Source organism: Citrobacter farmeri, assembly GCF_019048065.1.
In the GTDB taxonomy this organism is placed as follows: Bacteria; Pseudomonadota; Gammaproteobacteria; order Enterobacterales; family Enterobacteriaceae; genus Citrobacter_A; species Citrobacter_A farmeri.
The window spans coordinates 4480759-4499860 of the sequence record NZ_CP077291.1 but is presented as its reverse complement, the minus strand read 5'-3'; the positions used below and the strand labels follow the sequence as shown (position 1 = coordinate 4499860).

The window sequence follows — 19102 nt, the reverse complement described above, 5'->3', positions numbered from 1 at the left end:
TCGCGATGGCAGGTTTAAAATTACAGGCAGTAACCAAAAGCTGGGATGGTAAAACCCAGGTGATTCAACCGTTGACGCTGGACGTGGCGGACGGTGAATTCATTGTGATGGTCGGCCCGTCCGGCTGCGGGAAATCCACGCTTCTGCGGATGGTGGCCGGGCTGGAGCGTGTTAGCAGCGGCGATATCTGGATCGACCGTCAACGCGTGACCGAAATGGAGCCAAAAGATCGTGGGATCGCGATGGTCTTCCAGAACTATGCGCTCTACCCGCATATGAGTGTGGAAGAGAACATGGCGTGGGGGCTGAAAATCCGTGGGATGGGCAAGAGCCATATTGAGCAGCGAGTAAAAGAGGCGGCGCGTATTCTTGAACTGGACGGCCTGCTCAAACGTCGTCCGCGCGAACTGTCCGGCGGTCAACGCCAGCGCGTGGCGATGGGGCGCGCCATTGTGCGCGATCCCGCGGTGTTCCTGTTTGATGAGCCGCTGTCGAACCTGGATGCCAAACTGCGCGTGCAAATGCGCCTGGAGCTCCAGCATTTACATCGTCGCCTGAAAACCACGTCGCTGTACGTGACTCACGATCAGGTTGAAGCGATGACGCTTGCCCAGCGCGTGATGGTGATGAACAAAGGTATTGCCGAGCAGATTGGCACGCCGGTGGAGGTCTATGAAAAACCCGCTAGCCGCTTTGTCGCGAGTTTTATTGGCAGCCCGGCGATGAACCTGCTGGAAGGGCGGATCAGTAATGCGGGTACGCACTTCGAGCTGGAGAGCGGCATGGCGCTGCCCATCAACGGGGACTATCGCGGTTATGCCGGACGTAAAATGACGCTGGGTATCCGCCCGGAACATATTGCGCTAAGCTCCCGGTCGGAAGGCGGCGTGCCGCTGGTGATGGACACACTGGAGATGCTGGGTGCCGATAATCTGGCGCACGGTCGCTGGGGAGAGCAGAAACTGGTGGTGCGTCTGGCACATCAGGAACGCCCAAAGGCGGGCAGCATGCTGTGGCTGCATCTGCCGGAAAATCATTTGCACCTTTTTGACGGTGAAACAGGACAACGTGTATGAGTAACTGGCCGTATCCCCGCATCGTCGCCCATCGCGGCGGCGGTAAACTGGCACCGGAAAACACGCTGGCGGCGATCGACGTTGGCGCGCACTACGGGCATACCATGATCGAGTTCGACGCGAAGCTGTCGAAGGATGGGGAAATTTTTCTGCTGCACGATGACAACCTTGAACGCACCAGCAACGGCTGGGGTGTGGCGGGGGAACTCAATTGGCAGGATTTGCTGCGGGTGGATGCCGGTGGCTGGTACAGCGGTGAGTTTAAAGGCGAACCGCTCCCACTACTTTCGCAGGTGGCAGAGCGCTGTCGCCAGCATGGCTTGATGGCCAATATCGAAATTAAACCGACCACCGGAACCGGGGGGCTAACAGGGAAGGCGATAGCCCTTGCCGCGCGTGAGCTATGGCAGGGGATGACCGCACCGTTGCTGTCGTCATTTGATATTGATGCGCTGGAAGCGGCGCAGGCGGCCGTGCCGGAGCTACCCCGAGGTTTGCTGCTTGACGAGTGGCGTGATGACTGGCGTGAACTGACCGCTCGCCTGGCCTGCGTGTCGATTCACCTGAATCACTCCCTGCTGGATGAAACGCGGGTTAAGCAGCTAAAAGCGGCGGGGTTACATATTCTGGTGTATACCGTCAACAAACCCCAGCGTGCGGCGGAGCTGCTGCGCTGGGGCGTGGACTGCATCTGTACCGATGCGATTGATGTGATTGGCCCGGACTTTACTGCTGCGGGTTAAGCATATCGCCATTCTGACGCGGCGGTAGCATGTGCTGCTGGCCGCTCTCCTGGCGCGTACCGCCACTCAACATTCCGCCGTTAGTATTGGGTAACGGCTGTTCGCGTACCTGACCCTGTTGGATCCGCTGCCTATTGTTGTTCATCTGCGTTTGCAGGTTTTGCTGCTGGAGCTGCGTCTGCGATTTTAACTGTTGATTCAACATCCCTTTCTGCTGGATCTGCTGCGTCTGCATCTGCGTTTGCATCCGTTGCTGGCTGGGGATCTGATAGCCAGGCTGGTTCGGATTGTTCAGGGTGTTAATCGGCTGTGCGAGACAGGCAAACGGCAGTAGCGCTGCCAAAATTAAGCATCGTTTCATCATTTTTCCTCCTCTGAGGTCTCTCTTAAGTTTACGCCTTTCCCGGCGAAACGATGATCATTTCAGAGTTATGCACCAGGCTTAGTGGGGGGCTGACCCCACATCTTTGGAGAATAACGATGACGAAACCGACGTTTTTACGCCGGGTAGCCCTTGCTGCTCTGCTATCAGGAAGCTGTTTCAGTGTGCTCGCTGCCCCCCCTCCACCGCCTCCAGTGTCATATGGTGTGGAGGAAGATGTATTCCATCCCGTACGCGCGAAGCAGGGAATGGTGGCCTCGGTTGATGCGATGGCAACGAAGGTTGGCGTGGATATTCTCAAACAGGGGGGGAACGCCGTGGATGCCGCGGTCGCCGTGGGATATGCGCTGGCGGTGACACATCCACAGGCCGGAAATCTGGGCGGAGGTGGCTTTATGCTGCTGCGGACCAAAGACGGTAAAACCACGGCGATCGACTTTCGCGAAATGGCACCGGCTAACGCCACGCGCGATATGTTCCTTGACGATCAGGGTAATCCGGACAGTAAAAAATCGCTGACCTCTCATCTGGCCTCCGGTACGCCGGGCACCGTGGCCGGGTTCTCACTGGCGCTGGAAAAATATGGCACCTTGCCGCTCAACAAAGTGGTGCGTCCGGCAATCAAGCTGGCTGAAGAGGGCTTTGTGGTTAACGATGCGCTGGCGGACGATCTGAAAACCTACGGCAGTGAAGTGTTGCCGAATCACGAGAACAGCAAAGCCATCTTCTGGAAGGATGGCGAACCGCTGAAAAAGGGCGACAGGCTGGTGCAGAAAAACCTGGCGAAAAGTCTGGAGCTGATTGCGGAAAATGGCCCGGATGCCTTCTATAAAGGGGCGATTGCCGACCAGATTGAGCAGGAGATGCAGAAAAACGGCGGGCTGATGACCAAACAGGATTTAGCGGGCTACCAGGCGGTAGAGCGCACGCCGATCGCCGGCGACTATCGCGGGTATCAGGTCTTCTCAATGCCGCCTCCGTCCTCTGGCGGGATCCACATCGTGCAGATCCTGAATATCCTTGAAAATTTCGACATGAAGTCATACGGCTTCGGTAGTGCGGACGCCATGCAGGTGATGGCAGAAGCAGAGAAACAGGCCTACGCCGATCGTTCGGAATACCTGGGTGACCCGGACTTTGTGAAGGTGCCGTGGCAAGCGCTGACCAACAAAGATTACGCCAAATCGATTGCGGAGCGGATTGATATCAACAAGGCGAAACCCTCCAGCGAGATTCGCCCTGGTAAGCTTGCGCCTTACGAGAGTAACCAGACGACTCACTTCTCGGTAGTGGATAAAGACGGGAATGCAGTGGCGGTCACCTATACCCTCAACACCACCTTCGGGACCGGCATTGTGGCGGGTAACACCGGTATTCTGATGAATAACGAGATGGATGATTTTTCGGCTAAACCGGGCGTACCCAACGTCTATGGTCTGGTGGGGGGCGATGCTAACGCGGTCGGGCCGAAGAAGCGTCCGCTGTCGTCGATGTCGCCCACCATCGTGGTGAAAGACGGTAAAACCTGGCTGGTTACCGGCAGCCCTGGCGGGAGTCGTATTATCACGACCGTGCTGCAAATGGTGGTCAACAGCATCGATTTTGGGATGAACGTAGCGGAAGCCACCAACGCGCCGCGTTTCCATCATCAATGGTTGCCGGATGAGTTGCGTGTGGAGAAAGGCTTTAGCCCGGATACCCTTAAACTGCTTGAGCAAAAAGGGCAGAAGGTCGCGCTGAAAGAGGCGATGGGCAGCACGCAGAGTATTATGGTCGGGCCGGACGGCGCGCTGTACGGCGCATCTGACCCACGCACCGTGGATGACTTAACGGCGGGATATTGATTTCAGCGGCCCTCGCGTTCGGGAGGGCCGACCGCTTATTTCATCCGTGCCATAAAATATGCATCGACATACTCGCCGTTTCGCAGCCCGTACTTTTTGCCGGTGCCTTCAATTTCGAAACCATATTTTTTATACACCGCCACGGCGGGCGCGTTATCGACAAACACCGTTAATTCGATGCGTTCGATGCGCAACCAGTTGTCGCACATGTCGATCATGGTACGCATTAATGCGCTGGCGACGCCGCGGTTTTGCCATTGCGTATCGACACAAATACCAAAATCGGCGACGTGGCTCCGGCGTGGGCGCTGTGCGACGGCAATACACAGGTGTCCGACAACGCGGTCATCAATGCAGGCGACAAGTTGTTTGATGCCTGGCTGCTCGGCCAGTCGCGCCTGCCACATCTCGCTGGAAGGATGAGGAACCTGTAGCGTGTTGTAATACACCTCCGGCTGGGCATGGATCTGACGAATTGCGTCGTAATCTTTGGTCTCAGCGTGGCGTATCACGATCTCACTCATTCCCGATCTCCTTCAGGGTTAATTGTGCCTTTACAGTCGCTGAGATTAAAAATGTCGTCAACCGCATTTTTTTGTAAAAATTACTGGACAACTGCGAATGAGAATGATTATTATTGCTCTGCGTTCAGGGAGACCCTCGCGGAGAACCTGAAAGCACGACATTGCTCACATTGCTTCCAGTATTATTTTAGCCAGCCGGGTGCTGGCTTTTTTTTTGGTTTTTTTTCAGCCTGGCTTACTTGTCATTTTGTCCCCGGGAAGTGCTCGAGCTCCTCACATACATCAAGTACGCTCCGGTTGCTGTGCGCAGGCCGTGAATAATCTGCCTGCGCCACTCACGCCCGAGGCGCGAGCAATCCGTTTCCAGGTGCGCCAGCGCGCCCTCAGGGACTTCCCGCATTTAGTCTCCCTCCGCTTTGCGCTATGGTGTAGGTCATCACCTTCTGAAAGGACAGCATCATGACCTTACATTGCGCATTTATTGGGTTCGGCAAGAGCGCGACCCGCTACCACCTGCCGTACGTTCTCAACCGTAAAGACACCTGGCATGTGGCGCATATTTTTCGTCGTCACGCGAAGCCGGAAGAGCAGGCACCGATCTACTCGCACATCCATTTCACCAGCGATCTTGATGACGTGTTTAACGACCCTGAGGTGAAACTGGTCGTCATCTGTACCCACGCAGACAGCCATTTTGACTACGCGAAACGGGCGCTGGAAGCAGGAAAGAACGTACTGGTAGAGAAGCCATTCACCCCAACGATGATTGAAGCGAAAGTGCTGTTTGAACTGGCGCAAAGCAAAGGGCTGACCGTCACGCCGTATCAGAACCGTCGCTTTGATTCCTGCTTCCTGACCGCCAAAAAGGCGATTGAAAGCGGCAAGCTCGGCAAGATTGTGGAAGTGGAAAGCCACTTCGATTACTACCGTCCGGTTGCGGAAACTCACCCCGGTTTGCCGCAGGACGGTGCCTTCTATGGTCTGGGCGTACACACCATGGATCAGATAATCTCATTGTTCGGTCGCCCGGACCATGTGGCATACGACATCCGCAGCCTGCGCAATAAGGCCAATCCGGATGACACCTTTGAAGCACAACTGTTTTACGGCGATGTAAAGGCTATCGTCAAAACCAGCCATCTGGTGAAAATCGACTATCCGAAGTTTATCGTTCACGGCACCAAAGGTTCGTTTATCAAATATGGTATTGACCAACAGGAAACCAGCCTGAAGGCCAACATCATGCCTGGTGAACCGGGCTTTGCGGCGGATGATTCTGTTGGCGTGCTGGAGTATGTCAACGATGAAGGTGTGACGGTGAAAGAAGAGATCAAACCGGAAACGGGCGACTACGGTCGTGTCTATGACGCGCTGTATGACACTCTCACCACCGGCGCGCCAAATTACGTCAAGGAATCTGAAGTTCTGACCAATCTTGAAATCCTCGAACGGGCATTCGAACAGGTCTCTCCTGCCACCATCAGTCTCGCCCGATAAGCCGGATTGGCTCCTCCTGAATTGTTCATAATTTTTGAACAGAGGAGTCAATTTTCACCCTCTATGATTGATGAGGGATTCGGTCCACACTGTCTCCATCGAAAACATCTGGGGGTGAACACAATGATCTACTTACGCAAAGCAAACGACCGTGGCCACGCGAATCATGGCTGGCTGGATTCCTGGCATACCTTCTCTTTTGCGGATTACTACGATCCAAACTTTATGGGCTTCTCGGCACTGCGCGTGATTAACGACGACGTGATTGACGCTGGCCAGGGTTTCGGTACCCATCCGCATAAAGACATGGAAATCCTGACCTACGTGCTGGAAGGCGCAGTAGAACACCAGGACAGCATGGGTAATAAAGAGCAGGTACCGGCGGGTGAATTCCAGATTATGAGCGCGGGGACCGGGATCCGTCACTCCGAATACAACCCGAGCAAAACGGATCGTCTGCGTCTGTATCAGATCTGGATCATTCCGGAAAAAACCGGCATCACGCCGCGTTATGAGCAGCGCCGTTTTGACGCCGCACAGGGTAAACAGCTGGTGCTGTCGCCGGATGCTCGCGACGGTTCGTTGAAAGTGTACCAGGATATGGAGCTGTATCGCTGGGCGCTGGTGAAAGACGAGCAGTCAGTACATCAGATTGCCGCGGAACGTCGCGTCTGGATCCAGGTGGTAAAAGGTGAGGTGAGCATTAACGGCACCAAAGCCACTACCAGCGACGGTCTGGCGATTTGGGATGAGCAGGCTCTGTCAATTCATGCTGACAGCGATAGCGAAATCCTGCTGTTTGATCTGCCTCCTGTATAAATAATTACGCAACCTTCCCTTTAAACGGGGAAGGTTGCGCTTTGTCCGTGATAAACTGAGCAAATCTCTCACTTATGATTTCTCAGGACGATGAAGAAGAAAAGACCCGTACTTCAGGATGTAGCCGACCGCGTTGGCGTGACCAAAATGACGGTCAGCCGCTTTTTGCGTAATCCGGAGCAAGTTTCCGTCGCCCTGCGGGGCAAGATCGCTGCTGCACTTGATGAACTGGGTTACATTCCCAATCGCGCGCCTGATATTCTCTCCAACGCCACCAGCCGGGCCATTGGCGTGTTGCTACCCTCGTTAACTAACCAGGTCTTTGCCGAAGTTTTACGCGGTATTGAGGCCGTGACGGATGCGCATGGCTATCAAACCATGCTGGCGCACTACGGTTATAAGCCAGAGATGGAACAGGAGCGTCTGGAATCGATGCTTTCGTGGAACATCGATGGACTGATCCTGACTGAACGTACCCATACGCCGCGCACATTGAAAATGATCGAAGTGGCGGGGATTCCGGTGGTTGAACTGATGGACAGTCAGTCGCCTTGCCTTGATATCGCTGTTGGTTTTGACAACTTTGACGCTGCGCGTCAGATGACTGCAGCGATTATTGCACGCGGGCATCGTCATATCGCCTATCTGGGGGCACGTCTCGACGAACGTACTATCATCAAACAGAAGGGTTATGAGCAGGCGATGCTGGATGCGGGTCTGGTGCCCTACAGTGTGATGGTGGAGCAATCTTCTTCTTACTCCTCGGGTATTGAGCTTATTCGTCAGGCGCGTCGCGAGTATCCGCAACTGGACGGCATCTTCTGTACCAACGATGACCTGGCGGTGGGCGCAGCCTTTGAATGCCAGCGCTTAGGACTGAAGATCCCGGATGACATGGCAATTGCGGGTTTCCACGGTCATGATATCGGCCAGGTGATGGAGCCACGTCTGGCCAGTGTGCTGACGCCGCGCGAGCGAATGGGCAGCATTGGCGCAGAGCGTCTGTTAGCGCGAATCCGTGGGGAGAGCGTCACGCCAAAAATGTTAGATTTAGGTTTCACCTTGTCACCGGGTGGATCTATTTAAGCCAACAAATTTGAAGTAGCTCACACTTATTCACTTCTCGCACGTTTGGATATTGCTTCTGTTTTAGTCAAGCTGGACAATGTTACCGATAACAGTTACCCGTAACAATTCCTGATTCTTGTACTGTGGGGGCACCACTTTGAGCACGACTAACCATGATCACCACATTTACGTTCTGATGGGCGTATCGGGCAGCGGCAAATCCGCTGTCGCCAGCGAAGTGGCGCATCAACTGCATGCCGCGTTTCTTGATGGCGATTTTCTCCATCCGCGTCGCAACATTGAGAAAATGGCGTCCGGTGAGCCACTCAATGATGACGATCGTAAGCCGTGGTTGCAGGCGCTGAATGACGCCGCGTTTGCGATGCAGCGTACCAATAAGGTTTCGCTGATCGTCTGTTCCGCGCTGAAAAAACACTACCGTGACCTGCTGCGTGACGGTAACCCAAACCTCTCTTTCATCTACCTGAAAGGCGATTTCGATGTGATCGAAAGCCGTCTGAAGGCGCGTAAAGGCCATTTCTTCAAAACCCAGATGCTGGTGACGCAGTTTGAAACGCTGCAAGAGCCGGGGGCTGACGAAAACGACGTACTGGTGGTGGATATCGATCAGCCACTGGAAGGTGTTGTTGCCAGCACCATCGAGGTTATCAATAAAAGGCAGTAAGTTTTGAGTACATTAACGCTTGTTTTAACAGCAGTAGGCTCCGTTCTGCTGCTGTTGTTTTTAGTGATGAAGGCGCGTATGCACGCCTTCGTTGCTTTGATGGTGGTGTCTATTGGTGCAGGTCTCTTTTCCGGTATGCCGCTCGATAAAATCGCAGCGACAATGGAAAAAGGGATGGGCGGTACGCTTGGCTTCCTGGCGATTGTGGTTGCTCTGGGGGCAATGTTCGGCAAGATTTTGCATGAAACGGGCGCGGTCGATCAGATTGCGGTCAAGATGTTGAAATCCTTCGGTCACAGCCGCGCACACTATGCGATTGGGCTGGCAGGGCTGATTTGCGCGCTGCCGCTGTTCTTTGAAGTGGCAATTGTACTGTTGATTAGCGTCGCGTTCTCGATGGCGCGTCATACCGGTACGAACCTGGTGAAGCTGGTGATTCCGCTGTTTGCTGGCGTGGCGGCTGCCGCCGCATTTCTGCTGCCGGGGCCTGCGCCGATGCTGCTCGCCTCTCAGATGCACGCCGACTTCGGTTGGATGATTCTGATTGGTCTGTGTGCCGCGATTCCTGGGATGATCATCGCCGGGCCGCTGTGGGGCAACTTTATCAGCCGCTACGTTGAACTGAGTATTCCTGACGATATTACCGAACCGCACCTGGGCGAGGGCAAAATGCCGTCCTTCGGCTTCAGCCTGTCGCTGATCCTGCTGCCGCTGGTGCTGGTGGGGCTGAAAACCATCGCCGCACGCTTTGTGCCGGTCGGTTCTACGGCTTACCAGTGGTTTGAATTTATCGGCCACCCGTTCACCGCGATTCTGGTGGCTTGTCTGGTGGCGATTTATGGCCTGGCGATGCGTCAGGGGATGCCAAAAGATAAGGTGATGGAAATCTGCGGTCACGCGCTGCAACCTGCTGGGATCATCCTGTTAGTGATTGGTGCTGGCGGCGTCTTCAAACAGGTGCTGGTGGATTCCGGCGTGGGCCCGGCACTGGGTGAAGCGCTGACCGGGATGGGCTTACCGATTGCCATTACCTGCTTCGTGCTGGCGGCAGCCGTGCGTATCATTCAAGGCTCCGCGACCGTGGCCTGCTTAACGGCGGTGGGGCTGGTGATGCCGGTGATTGAACAGCTGAACTTTTCCGGTGCGCAGATGGCGGCGCTGTCTATTTGCATCGCGGGCGGTTCGATCGTGGTCAGCCACGTGAACGACGCCGGTTTCTGGCTGTTTGGGAAATTCACCGGTGCGACAGAAGCACAAACGCTGAAGACCTGGACCATGATGGAAACGATCCTCGGCACCGTGGGTGCGATAATCGGGATGATTGCGTTCCAGCTGTTGAGCTGATGTTTGCCGGGTGGCGCAGCCGCCACCTGGCTTTTAATTATCCCTTCATCCACATCCGAATGCCGTCCAGGAACATCTGGGTCGCCATCATCACCAGAATCAATCCCATCAGGCGCTCCAGCGCATTCACCCCTTTCTCGCCCAGCAGACGCAGAAACAGCGACGACTGCAGCAGGATCGCAAAGGTGCCGCCCCAGGCCAGCAGCAGAGCAATCACCAGATGTCCCATCTGATTCGGGTACTGATGCGATAACAGCATTAGCGTGGCCAGAATTGTTGGACCGGCAACCAACGGGATCGCCAACGGGACAATAAAGGGCTCTTCACCCGCCGGAAGTCCGGCGCTGTTTCCGGTGGCGCTGGGGAAAATCATTTTGATGGCGATCAGGAACAGGATAATGCCACCGGATATTGAAACCGTTTCGGCTCGTAAATTAAGAAATGCGAGAATTTTCTCGCCCGCAAAAAGAAAGATCAGCATCAGCAGCAGCGCAATGAAAAGCTCGCGCACCATTATCGCCCGACGCCGTTTCGGCTCGGTATGTTTCAGTACGGACATGAAAATGGGCAAGTTACCGAGCGGATCCATAATCAGGATCAATAAAACTGCTGCAGAAATGATTTCATTCATAACTCAAATTCCCTGATAATTGCCCTGGACTTTCTGCTCGCTTAAGCAGCGGGATAAGTCGCATTACTGATGGCATCGCTATCATTGATTAAATTCACTTGCGACTTTGGCTGCTTTTTGTATGGTGAAGGATGAGCCAGTAGGACACTGGTCAGCATACACAGCACACATCTTTGCAGGAAAAAAACGCTATGAAAAATGTTGGTTTTATCGGCTGGCGCGGTATGGTCGGCTCCGTTCTCATGCAACGCATGGTTGAAGAGCGCGACTTCGACGCCATTCGCCCTGTTTTCTTTTCAACTTCCCAGCTTGGGCAGGCAGCGCCAACGTTCGGCGGCACCTCGACCGGCACACTTCAGGACGCTTTCGATCTGGATGCGCTGAAAGCGCTCGATATCATCGTGACCTGTCAGGGCGGCGATTATACCAACGAAATCTATCCAAAGCTCCGTGAAAGCGGATGGCAGGGGTACTGGATTGACGCGGCCTCTTCGCTGCGCATGAAAGATGACGCGATCATCATTCTCGACCCGGTTAACCAGGATGTCATCACCAACGGCCTGAACAACGGGATTAAAACCTTTGTCGGCGGTAACTGTACCGTCAGCCTGATGCTGATGTCACTGGGCGGTCTGTTTGCCCATGACCTGGTGGAGTGGGTATCGGTCGCGACCTACCAGGCGGCCTCCGGCGGCGGCGCGCGCCATATGCGCGAACTGCTCAACCAGATGGGCCAATTGCATAACTATGTGGCTGATGAACTGGCCACCCCTTCTTCCGCCATCCTTGATATCGAACGCAAAGTCACTCAACTGACCCGTAGCGGCGAACTGCCGGTGGATAACTTTGGCGTCCCGCTGGCGGGTAGCCTGATCCCGTGGATCGACAAACAGCTCGATAACGGCCAGAGCCGCGAAGAGTGGAAAGGTCAGGCGGAGACCAACAAGATCCTCGACACGGCGTCTGTCATCCCGGTAGATGGCCTGTGCGTACGCGTCGGGGCGCTGCGCTGCCACAGCCAGGCGTTCACCATTAAACTGAAAAAAGACGTTTCCATTCCGACCGTGGAAGAACTGCTGGCGGCTCACAATCCGTGGGCGAAAGTGGTGCCAAACGATCGGGATATTACTATGCGTGAGTTAACCCCAGCGGCCGTTACCGGTACGTTGACCACGCCAGTTGGCCGTCTGCGTAAGCTGAATATGGGGCCGGAGTTCCTGTCAGCCTTTACGGTGGGCGACCAACTACTCTGGGGGGCGGCAGAGCCGCTACGCCGTATGTTGCGGCATCTGGCGTAAACGTGTTTGTTATTTTCAAGGGGTGCTGAGTCACCCCTTTTTATGCGTAAAAAAAGGAGTAAACGCAGATGTATAATCTTTATGCAGGAGTTAATGAAAGTGTTGGCTATTCTTTAAGGGTGTCCTGATCGCTGTATCAGGGCTTTACCTGAAGGTAGGACGGGGCAGAGAGGATGCACAATTGTGCTGCGCCGTTCAGGTCAAAAAAAAGTGTCGCTAACTGATGTCAAAAATCAGTTGGAAGAGTGACACCAAAAAACAGGATGAAAACCATGTCCGATCGAATCGATAGAGACGTGATTAATGCGCTAATTGCAGGCCATTTTGCGGATCCTTTTTCCGTACTCGGTATGCACCAGACCCCTGCCGGACTTGAAGTTCGCGCGCTTTTACCTGACGCCACTGAAGTGTGGGTGATCGAACCTAAAACCGGGCGCAAAGTCGGCAAACTGGACTGCCTCGACTCACGCGGTTTTTTCAGCGGTGTATTACCTCGTCGTAAAAATCCTTTTCGCTACCAACTCGCTGTAGTCTGGCATGGCCAGCAAAATCTGATTGATGATCCCTACCGTTTTGGTCCCCTGATTCAGGATATGGATGCCTGGTTGCTGTCTGAAGGCACCCATTTGCGTCCGTATGAAACCCTGGGCGCCCATGCTGACACGATGGATGGCGTCACGGGGACTCGTTTCTCCGTCTGGGCACCGAACGCACGTCGCGTTTCTGTGGTCGGACAATTTAACTTCTGGGATGGTCGCCGTCACCCGATGCGTCTGCGCAAAGAGAGCGGAATCTGGGAACTGTTCATCCCGGGCGCACAGCATGGTCAGCTCTATAAATATGAGATGATCGACGCCAACGGCAACCTGCGGGTTAAAGCCGACCCATACGCCTTTGAGGCGCAGATGCGTCCGGAAACGGCCTCGCTCATTTGCGGTCTGCCCGAAAAAGTGGAACAAACCGAGGCGCGTAAAAAAGCCAACCAGTTCGATGCGCCAATCTCCATCTATGAAGTGCATTTGGGGTCGTGGCGTCGTCATACCGACAACAATTTCTGGCTGAGCTACCGGGAACTCGCCGATCAGCTCATCCCGTACGTGAAATGGATGGGGTTCACCCACATCGAACTGATGCCGGTGAACGAGCACCCGTTTGACGGCAGTTGGGGCTACCAGCCTACCGGTCTTTATGCGCCAACGCGTCGTTTCGGCACGCGCGATGATTTCCGTTATTTCGTGAACGCTGCGCATCAGGCGGGTCTGAACGTGATCCTTGACTGGGTGCCGGGCCACTTCCCGTCAGATGATTTTGCGCTGGCTGAATTTGATGGCACCAAACTGTACGAACACAGCGACCCGCGCGAAGGGTATCACCAGGACTGGAATACGCTGATCTACAACTACGGTCGTCGTGAGGTCAGTAATTATCTGGTGGGTAACGCGCTGTACTGGATTGAGCGCTTTGGTATTGATGCCCTGCGCGTGGATGCCGTGGCGTCGATGATCTATCGCGATTACAGTCGCAAAGAGGGCGAGTGGATCCCGAACGAATTCGGCGGCCGCGAAAACCTGGAGGCGATTGAATTTTTACGTAACACCAACCGCATTCTCGGTGAGCAGGTGCCGGGAGCGGTGAGCATGGCGGAAGAGTCGACGGATTTTGCTGGCGTCTCTCGTCCCCAGGACATGGGCGGTCTTGGCTTCTGGTACAAGTGGAACCTCGGCTGGATGCACGACACCCTCGATTACATGAAGCTGGATCCCGTTTATCGTAAGCATCACCAGGATAAGCTGACTTTCGGCATGCTCTACAACTACACCGAAAACTTTGTTCTGCCGTTGTCGCATGACGAAGTGGTGCACGGTAAGAAATCGATTCTTGACCGTATGCCGGGCGACGCGTGGCAAAAATTTGCCAACCTGCGCGCCTATTACGGTTGGATGTGGGCCTTCCCGGGTAAAAAACTGCTGTTCATGGGCAACGAATTCGCTCAGGGGCGCGAGTGGAACCATGACGCCAGCCTCGACTGGCACCTGCTTGAGGGCGGTGACAACTGGCATCACGGCGTACAACGCCTGGTACGCGACCTCAACCTGACCTATCGTCACCACAAAGCGTTGCATGAACTCGACTTTGATTCCTACGGCTTCGAATGGCTGGTGGTGGATGACAACGAACGTTCGGTACTGGTATTTGTCCGTCGCGATAAGGTCGGGAATGAAATTATCGTTGTCAGTAACTTCACGCCGGTGCCGCGTCACGGTTACCGCTTTGGCGTCAACCAGCCGGGTAAATGGCGCGAGATTCTCAATACGGATTCGATGCACTACCACGGCAGCAATGTCGGGAACGGCGGGGCGGTACATACCGATGAGATTTCCAGCCACGGACGCCCGCAATCACTGAATCTGACCCTGCCGCCGCTGTCGACAATCTGGCTGGTGCGGGAGGCGGAATGACACAACTGGTTGCCGGCAACGCCACACCGCATGGCGCAACGTATGACGGACATGGCGTGAATTTCACGCTCTTTTCCGCGCATGCTGAGCGCGTTGAGCTGTGTGTGTTTGACGCATCGGGCAATGAGCAGCGCTACGATCTGCCAGCGCGCACCGGAGATGTCTGGCACGGCTATCTGGCCGATGCCCGTCCCGGTTTGCGCTATGGCTACCGCGTTCATGGACCGTGGCAGCCAGCGCAGGGGCACTGGTTTAATCCGGCGAAGCTACTCATTGATCCCTGTGCGCGTCGCGTAGAGGGTGACCTGAAAGATGACCCGCTGATGCATGCGGGTTATGACCAGCCGGATCATCGCGATAACGTCGCCATTGCGCCAAAGTGTGTGGTGACAGCCGATCGCTATGACTGGGAGGACGATGTCCCGCCGCGCACGCCGTGGGGCAATACTGTCATCTATGAAGCGCATGTCAAAGGCTTAACGTACCTGCATCCGCAGATCCCGCCGGAGATTCGCGGTACGTATAAAGCGCTCGGCCATCCGGTGATGATCAACTATCTGAAGCATTTGGGGATCACCGCGCTGGAATTGCTGCCCGTGGCGCATTTCACCAGTGAACCGCGTTTACAACGCCTGGGGTTATCGAACTACTGGGGCTACAACCCCGTCGCGCTGTTTGCGCTGCATCCGGCCTATGCCTGCTCACCCGAGACGGCGCTGGATGAGTTCCGCGATGCCGTTAAAGCGCTGCACAAAGCGGGTATTGAGGTCATTCTTGATATTGTGCTCAACCACAGTGCTGAACTGGATCTGGACGGACCGTTCATCTCCCTGCGCGGAATCGACAACCGTAGCTATTATTGGATCAGAGAGGATGGCGATTATCACAACTGGACCGGTTGCGGTAACACGCTCAATCTCAGCCATCCTGGCGTGATGGAGTATGCCCTTGAATGCCTGCGTTACTGGGTAGAAATCTGCCACGTTGATGGTTTTCGTTTTGACCTGGCATCGGTGATGGGGCGCACGCCAGCGTTTCGCCAGGACGCGCCGTTGTTCACCGCCATCAAAAGTTGCCCTGTGCTTTCCGCCGTTAAGCTTATCGCTGAACCGTGGGATATCGGGGCTGGCGGATACCAGGTGGGTAATTTTCCCGCGCTGTTCGCGGAGTGGAACGATCATTTTCGCGATGCGTCACGCCGCTTCTGGCTACAGCGCAACCTGTCGCTCGGTGAGTTTGCCGGGCGCTTTGCAGCCTCCAGTGACGTGTTTAAGCGCGATGGGCGTAAACCCTCTGCTTCCGTCAATCTGGTCACCGCGCATGACGGTTTCACGCTCAGAGACTGCGTTTGTTTCAATCAGAAACACAATGAGGCGAACGGAGAAGAAAATCGGGACGGAACCGACAATAACTATAGCAATAATCATGGTAAAGAAGGATTAGGTGGCACTCTGGAGGTCGTCGAACGTCGCCGCGACAGCATTCATGCGTTGCTGACGACGCTTTTACTTTCTCAGGGAACGCCCATGTTACTGGCCGGTGATGAACACGGACACAGTCAGCATGGCAACAACAACGCCTACTGCCAGGACAATGCGTTGACCTGGCTGGACTGGTCGCAGGCGAGCGGGGGATTAATCGATTTTACCGCTGCATTGATAAAACTGCGCCAGCAAATCCCGGCGCTGGTGGGAGACCATTGGTGGGAAGAGGGAGATGGCAACGTGCGCTGGCTTAATCGTCATGCACAACCATTGAGTGCGGATGAGTGGCAACACGGGCCAATGCAGATGCAAATCCTGCTGTCGGACCGTTTTCTTATTGCCATCAATGCCGCGCTTGATGCTGCTGAAATTGTTTTACCTGAAGGGGAATGGCGTGCTGTTCCCCCCTTTGCCGGAGTGGATAATCCGGTAATTACGGCTGTCTGGCCGGGACCTGCGCACGGACTGTGTGTGTTCCAGAGATGATCAAAAAGGAGTTAGTCATGGTGAGTTTAGAGAAGAATGACCGTTTAATGTTGGCGCGCCAGTTGCCGTTGAAATCAGTTGCCCTGATTCTGGCAGGAGGACGTGGCACCCGTCTGAAGGATTTAACCAACAAGCGTGCAAAACCGGCCGTTCACTTTGGTGGTAAGTTTCGTATTATCGACTTTGCTTTATCCAACTGTCTTAACTCCGGGATCCGCCGTATTGGCGTCATCACGCAATATCAGTCTCATACTCTGGTACAGCATATTCAGCGTGGTTGGTCGTTCTTCAGTGAGGAGATGAATGAATTCGTCGATTTACTCCCTGCCCAGCAAAGAATGCAGGGCGAAAACTGGTATCGCGGCACGGCAGATGCGGTGACGCAGAACCTTGATATCATCCGTCGTTATAAGGCGGAATATGTGGTGATCCTGGCGGGTGACCATATCTATAAGCAAGACTATTCGCGCATGCTGATCGACCACGTAGAGAAAGGCGCGCGCTGCACCGTGGCCTGTATGCCGGTGCCGATCGAAGAGGCCAGCGCGTTCGGCGTAATGGCCGTCGATGAAAACGAGAAGATCATTGAGTTCGTGGAAAAACCGGCCAACCCGCCCGCGATGCCAGGCGATGCCACGAAATCCCTTGCCAGCATGGGGATCTACATTTTTGATGCTGATTACCTCTATGAGTTGCTGGAAAAAGATGACGGTGACGACAGCTCAAGCCATGACTTTGGCAAAGATATCATTCCGACCGTCACCAAAGCTGGCATGGCTTATGCACATCCTTTCCCGTTGTCCTGTGTCCAGTCGGATCCTGAGTCCGAGCCGTACTGGCGTGACGTCGGGACGCTGGAAGCATACTGGAAAGCGAACCTCGATCTGGCATCCGTAACCCCAGAACTGGATATGTACGATCAGAACTGGCCGATTCGTACCCACATGGAATCGCTACCGCCGGCGAAATTTGTGCAGGACCGCTCGGGCAGTCATGGGATGACGCTGAACTCGCTGGTTTCCGGCGGCTGTATTATTTCCGGCTCAGTGGTCGTGCAATCCGTTCTGTTCCCGCGCGTGCGGGTGAATTCATTCTGTAATATTGATTCGGCAGTGTTGTTGCCTGAAGTCTGGGTAGGACGCTCATGCCGCCTGCGTCGCTGCATTATCGATCGCGCCTGCGTTATCCCTGAAGGCATGGTGATCGGTGAAAATGCGGAAGAAGATGCCCGTCGCTTCTACCGTTCTGAGGAAGGCATTGTGCTGGTGACGCGTGAAATGCTGCGCAAACTGCAGGTCAAACAGGAGTGAGAATGCAGGTTTTACATGTATGTTCGGAGATGTTTCCCCTGTTGAAAACAGGTGGTCTGGCAGATGTGATTGGTGCGTTGCCGGCAGCGCAAATCGCGGATGGTGTGGATGCCCGCGTTCTGCTACCCGCGTTTCCCGACATTCGTCGAGGTATCACGGATGCGCAAGTGGTCAGCCGCCGCGACACCTTCGCGGGCAGGATCAGCCTGCTGTTTGGTCATTACAACGGCGTGGGCATTTACCTGATTGATGCCCCGCATCTCTACGATCGTCCGGGGAGTCCGTATCACGATACGAACCTGTTTGCCTACACCGATAACGTGCTGCGTTTTGCGCTGTTGGGATGGGTCGGATGTGAAATGGCCTGCGGGCTTGATCCATTCTGGCGCCCGGATGTGGTGCATGCGCACGACTGGCATGCAGGCCTGGCGCCTGCGTATCTGGCCGCGCGTGGACGTCCGGCGAAATCGGTATTTACCGTGCACAACCTGGCGTATCAGGGCATGTTTTATGCGCAGCATATGAATGACATCCAACTGCCATGGTCGTTCTTTAACATGCATGGTCTGGAGTTTAACGGTCAGATTTCATTCCTGAAGGCCGGCCTGTACTACGCCGACCATATCACGGCGGTCAGCCCGACCTACGCCCGGGAGATCACTGAGCCGCAGTTTGCCTACGGTATGGAAGGACTGCTGCAACAGCGCCACCGTGAAGGGCGTCTTTCCGGCGTTCTGAACGGGGTGGATGAGAAAATCTGGAGTCCGGAGACGGATCTCTTGCTGGCGTCTCGCTATACGCGTGATTCACTGGAAGAGAAGGCGGAAAACAAACGCCAGCTGCAGATCGCGATGGGATTGAAGGTGAATGACAAGGTTCCCCTGTTTGCCGTCGTCAGCCGTCTGACCAGTCAGAAAGGGTTGGATTTGGTGCTGGAGGCGCTGCCGGGTTTGCTGGAGCAGGGCGGGCAACTGGCGCTGCTGGGGGCGGGCGATCCGGTGTTGCAGGAAGGTTTCCTTGCCGCCGCCGCAGAATATCCCGGCCAGGTCGGTGTACAGATTGGCTATCACGAAGCGTTTTCGCACCGCATTATGGGCGGCGCGGACGTTATTCTGGTACCCAGCCGCTTTGAGCCGTGCGGTTTAACGCAACTCTACGGGCTGAAGTACGGCACGTTGCCGCTGGTACGGCGTACCGGTGGGCTGGCTGATACGGTGTCCGACAGTTCGCTGGAAAACCTTGCCGATGGCATCGCCAGTGGGTTTGTGTTTGAGGACAGCAACGCCTGGTCTCTGCTGCGGGCCATCCGCCGCGCTTTCGTGCTGTGGTCTCGACCTTCGCTCTGGCGGTTTGTACAACGGCAAGCGATGGCGATGGATTTTAGCTGGCAAGTCGCGGCGAAGTCATACCGCGAGCTTTACTATCGCTTGAAATAGATATTCAGGAATCATC

16 protein-coding genes are annotated in these 19102 nt (G+C 55.1%); 13 read left to right on the top strand and 3 right to left on the bottom strand.

Annotated features, from left to right (window positions below; all coding sequences use genetic code 11):
* Positions 1-5 precede the first annotated feature (5 nt).
* Together I6L53_RS21275 and ugpQ are read left to right on the top strand one after the other, a co-directional pair.
* Positions 6-1076, top strand: a complete 1071-nt coding sequence (locus I6L53_RS21275; protein ID WP_042322993.1) for a sn-glycerol-3-phosphate import ATP-binding protein UgpC — start codon at positions 6-8, stop codon at positions 1074-1076.
* A complete protein-coding gene (gene ugpQ / locus I6L53_RS21270; RefSeq protein WP_042322992.1) occupies positions 1073-1819 on the top strand; it encodes a glycerophosphodiester phosphodiesterase in 747 nt (248 codons plus the stop codon). The genes I6L53_RS21275 and ugpQ overlap by 4 nt, the downstream gene beginning before the upstream one ends.
* Here ugpQ and I6L53_RS21265 read toward each other — a convergent pair.
* Positions 1803-2180, bottom strand: coding sequence for a DUF2756 family protein (locus I6L53_RS21265; RefSeq protein ID WP_042323598.1), 378 nt, complete (start codon positions 2178-2180; stop codon positions 1803-1805). The genes ugpQ and I6L53_RS21265 overlap by 17 nt on opposite strands.
* A gap of 119 nt (positions 2181-2299) precedes the next feature.
* Here I6L53_RS21265 and ggt point away from each other — a divergent pair, with 119 nt between their 5' ends.
* Complete coding sequence (gene ggt / locus I6L53_RS21260) at positions 2300-4045, top strand: gamma-glutamyltransferase (RefSeq protein ID WP_042322990.1); 1746 nt, start codon at positions 2300-2302, stop codon at positions 4043-4045.
* A gap of 35 nt (positions 4046-4080) precedes the next feature.
* Here ggt and yhhY read toward each other — a convergent pair whose 3' ends face one another.
* A complete protein-coding gene (gene yhhY, locus I6L53_RS21255) occupies positions 4081-4569 on the bottom strand; it encodes an N-acetyltransferase (RefSeq protein ID WP_042322988.1) in 489 nt (162 codons plus the stop codon).
* 459 nt (positions 4570-5028) lie between these two features.
* On the opposite strand from yhhY, the gene I6L53_RS21250 reads away from it, so the two are divergent.
* The 5 genes from I6L53_RS21250 to gntU all read left to right on the top strand — a co-directional run bounded on the left by I6L53_RS21250 (position 5029) and on the right by gntU (position 9982).
* Positions 5029-6066, top strand: a complete 1038-nt coding sequence (locus tag I6L53_RS21250) for an oxidoreductase (protein ID WP_042322986.1) — start codon at positions 5029-5031, stop codon at positions 6064-6066.
* A gap of 123 nt (positions 6067-6189) precedes the next feature.
* Complete coding sequence (locus I6L53_RS21245; protein ID WP_042323596.1) at positions 6190-6885, top strand: pirin family protein; 696 nt, start codon at positions 6190-6192, stop codon at positions 6883-6885.
* Between the two features lie 90 nt (positions 6886-6975).
* On the top strand, positions 6976-7971 hold the full coding sequence (gene gntR / locus I6L53_RS21240) for a gluconate operon transcriptional repressor GntR (protein WP_042322984.1): 996 nt from the start codon (positions 6976-6978) through the stop codon (positions 7969-7971).
* Positions 7972-8110: 139 nt separating this feature from the next.
* A complete protein-coding gene (gene gntK / locus I6L53_RS21235) occupies positions 8111-8638 on the top strand; it encodes a gluconokinase (RefSeq protein ID WP_042322982.1) in 528 nt (175 codons plus the stop codon).
* A gap of 3 nt (positions 8639-8641) precedes the next feature.
* Positions 8642-9982, top strand: coding sequence for a gluconate transporter (gene gntU, locus I6L53_RS21230; RefSeq protein WP_042322980.1), 1341 nt, complete (start codon positions 8642-8644; stop codon positions 9980-9982).
* Between the two features lie 37 nt (positions 9983-10019).
* On the opposite strand, the gene yhgN is transcribed toward gntU, so the two are convergent.
* Positions 10020-10613, bottom strand: coding sequence for an NAAT family transporter YhgN (gene yhgN / locus I6L53_RS21225; RefSeq protein WP_042322978.1), 594 nt, complete (start codon positions 10611-10613; stop codon positions 10020-10022).
* Between the two features lie 191 nt (positions 10614-10804).
* Here yhgN and asd point away from each other — a divergent pair, with 191 nt between their 5' ends.
* From asd to glgA, 5 genes are all read left to right on the top strand, one after another.
* A complete protein-coding gene (gene asd, locus I6L53_RS21220) occupies positions 10805-11911 on the top strand; it encodes an aspartate-semialdehyde dehydrogenase (protein ID WP_042322975.1) in 1107 nt (368 codons plus the stop codon).
* 272 nt (positions 11912-12183) lie between these two features.
* Entirely contained in the window at positions 12184-14370 is a 2187-nt protein-coding gene (gene glgB / locus I6L53_RS21215) for a 1,4-alpha-glucan branching enzyme (protein ID WP_042322973.1), read from the top strand.
* A complete protein-coding gene (glgX, locus tag I6L53_RS21210) occupies positions 14367-16340 on the top strand; it encodes a glycogen debranching protein GlgX (RefSeq protein ID WP_042322972.1) in 1974 nt (657 codons plus the stop codon). Before glgB ends, glgX begins: the two co-directional genes overlap by 4 nt.
* A 17-nt stretch (positions 16341-16357) precedes the next feature.
* Positions 16358-17650 carry a glucose-1-phosphate adenylyltransferase gene (gene glgC / locus I6L53_RS21205; RefSeq protein ID WP_042322970.1) on the top strand — a complete coding sequence of 431 codons (1293 nt, stop codon included), beginning with the start codon at positions 16358-16360 and terminating at the stop codon, positions 17648-17650.
* Between the two features lie 2 nt (positions 17651-17652).
* Positions 17653-19086, top strand: a complete 1434-nt coding sequence (gene glgA, locus I6L53_RS21200) for a glycogen synthase GlgA (protein WP_042322968.1) — start codon at positions 17653-17655, stop codon at positions 19084-19086.
* The last annotated feature ends 16 nt before the right edge of the window (positions 19087-19102 follow it).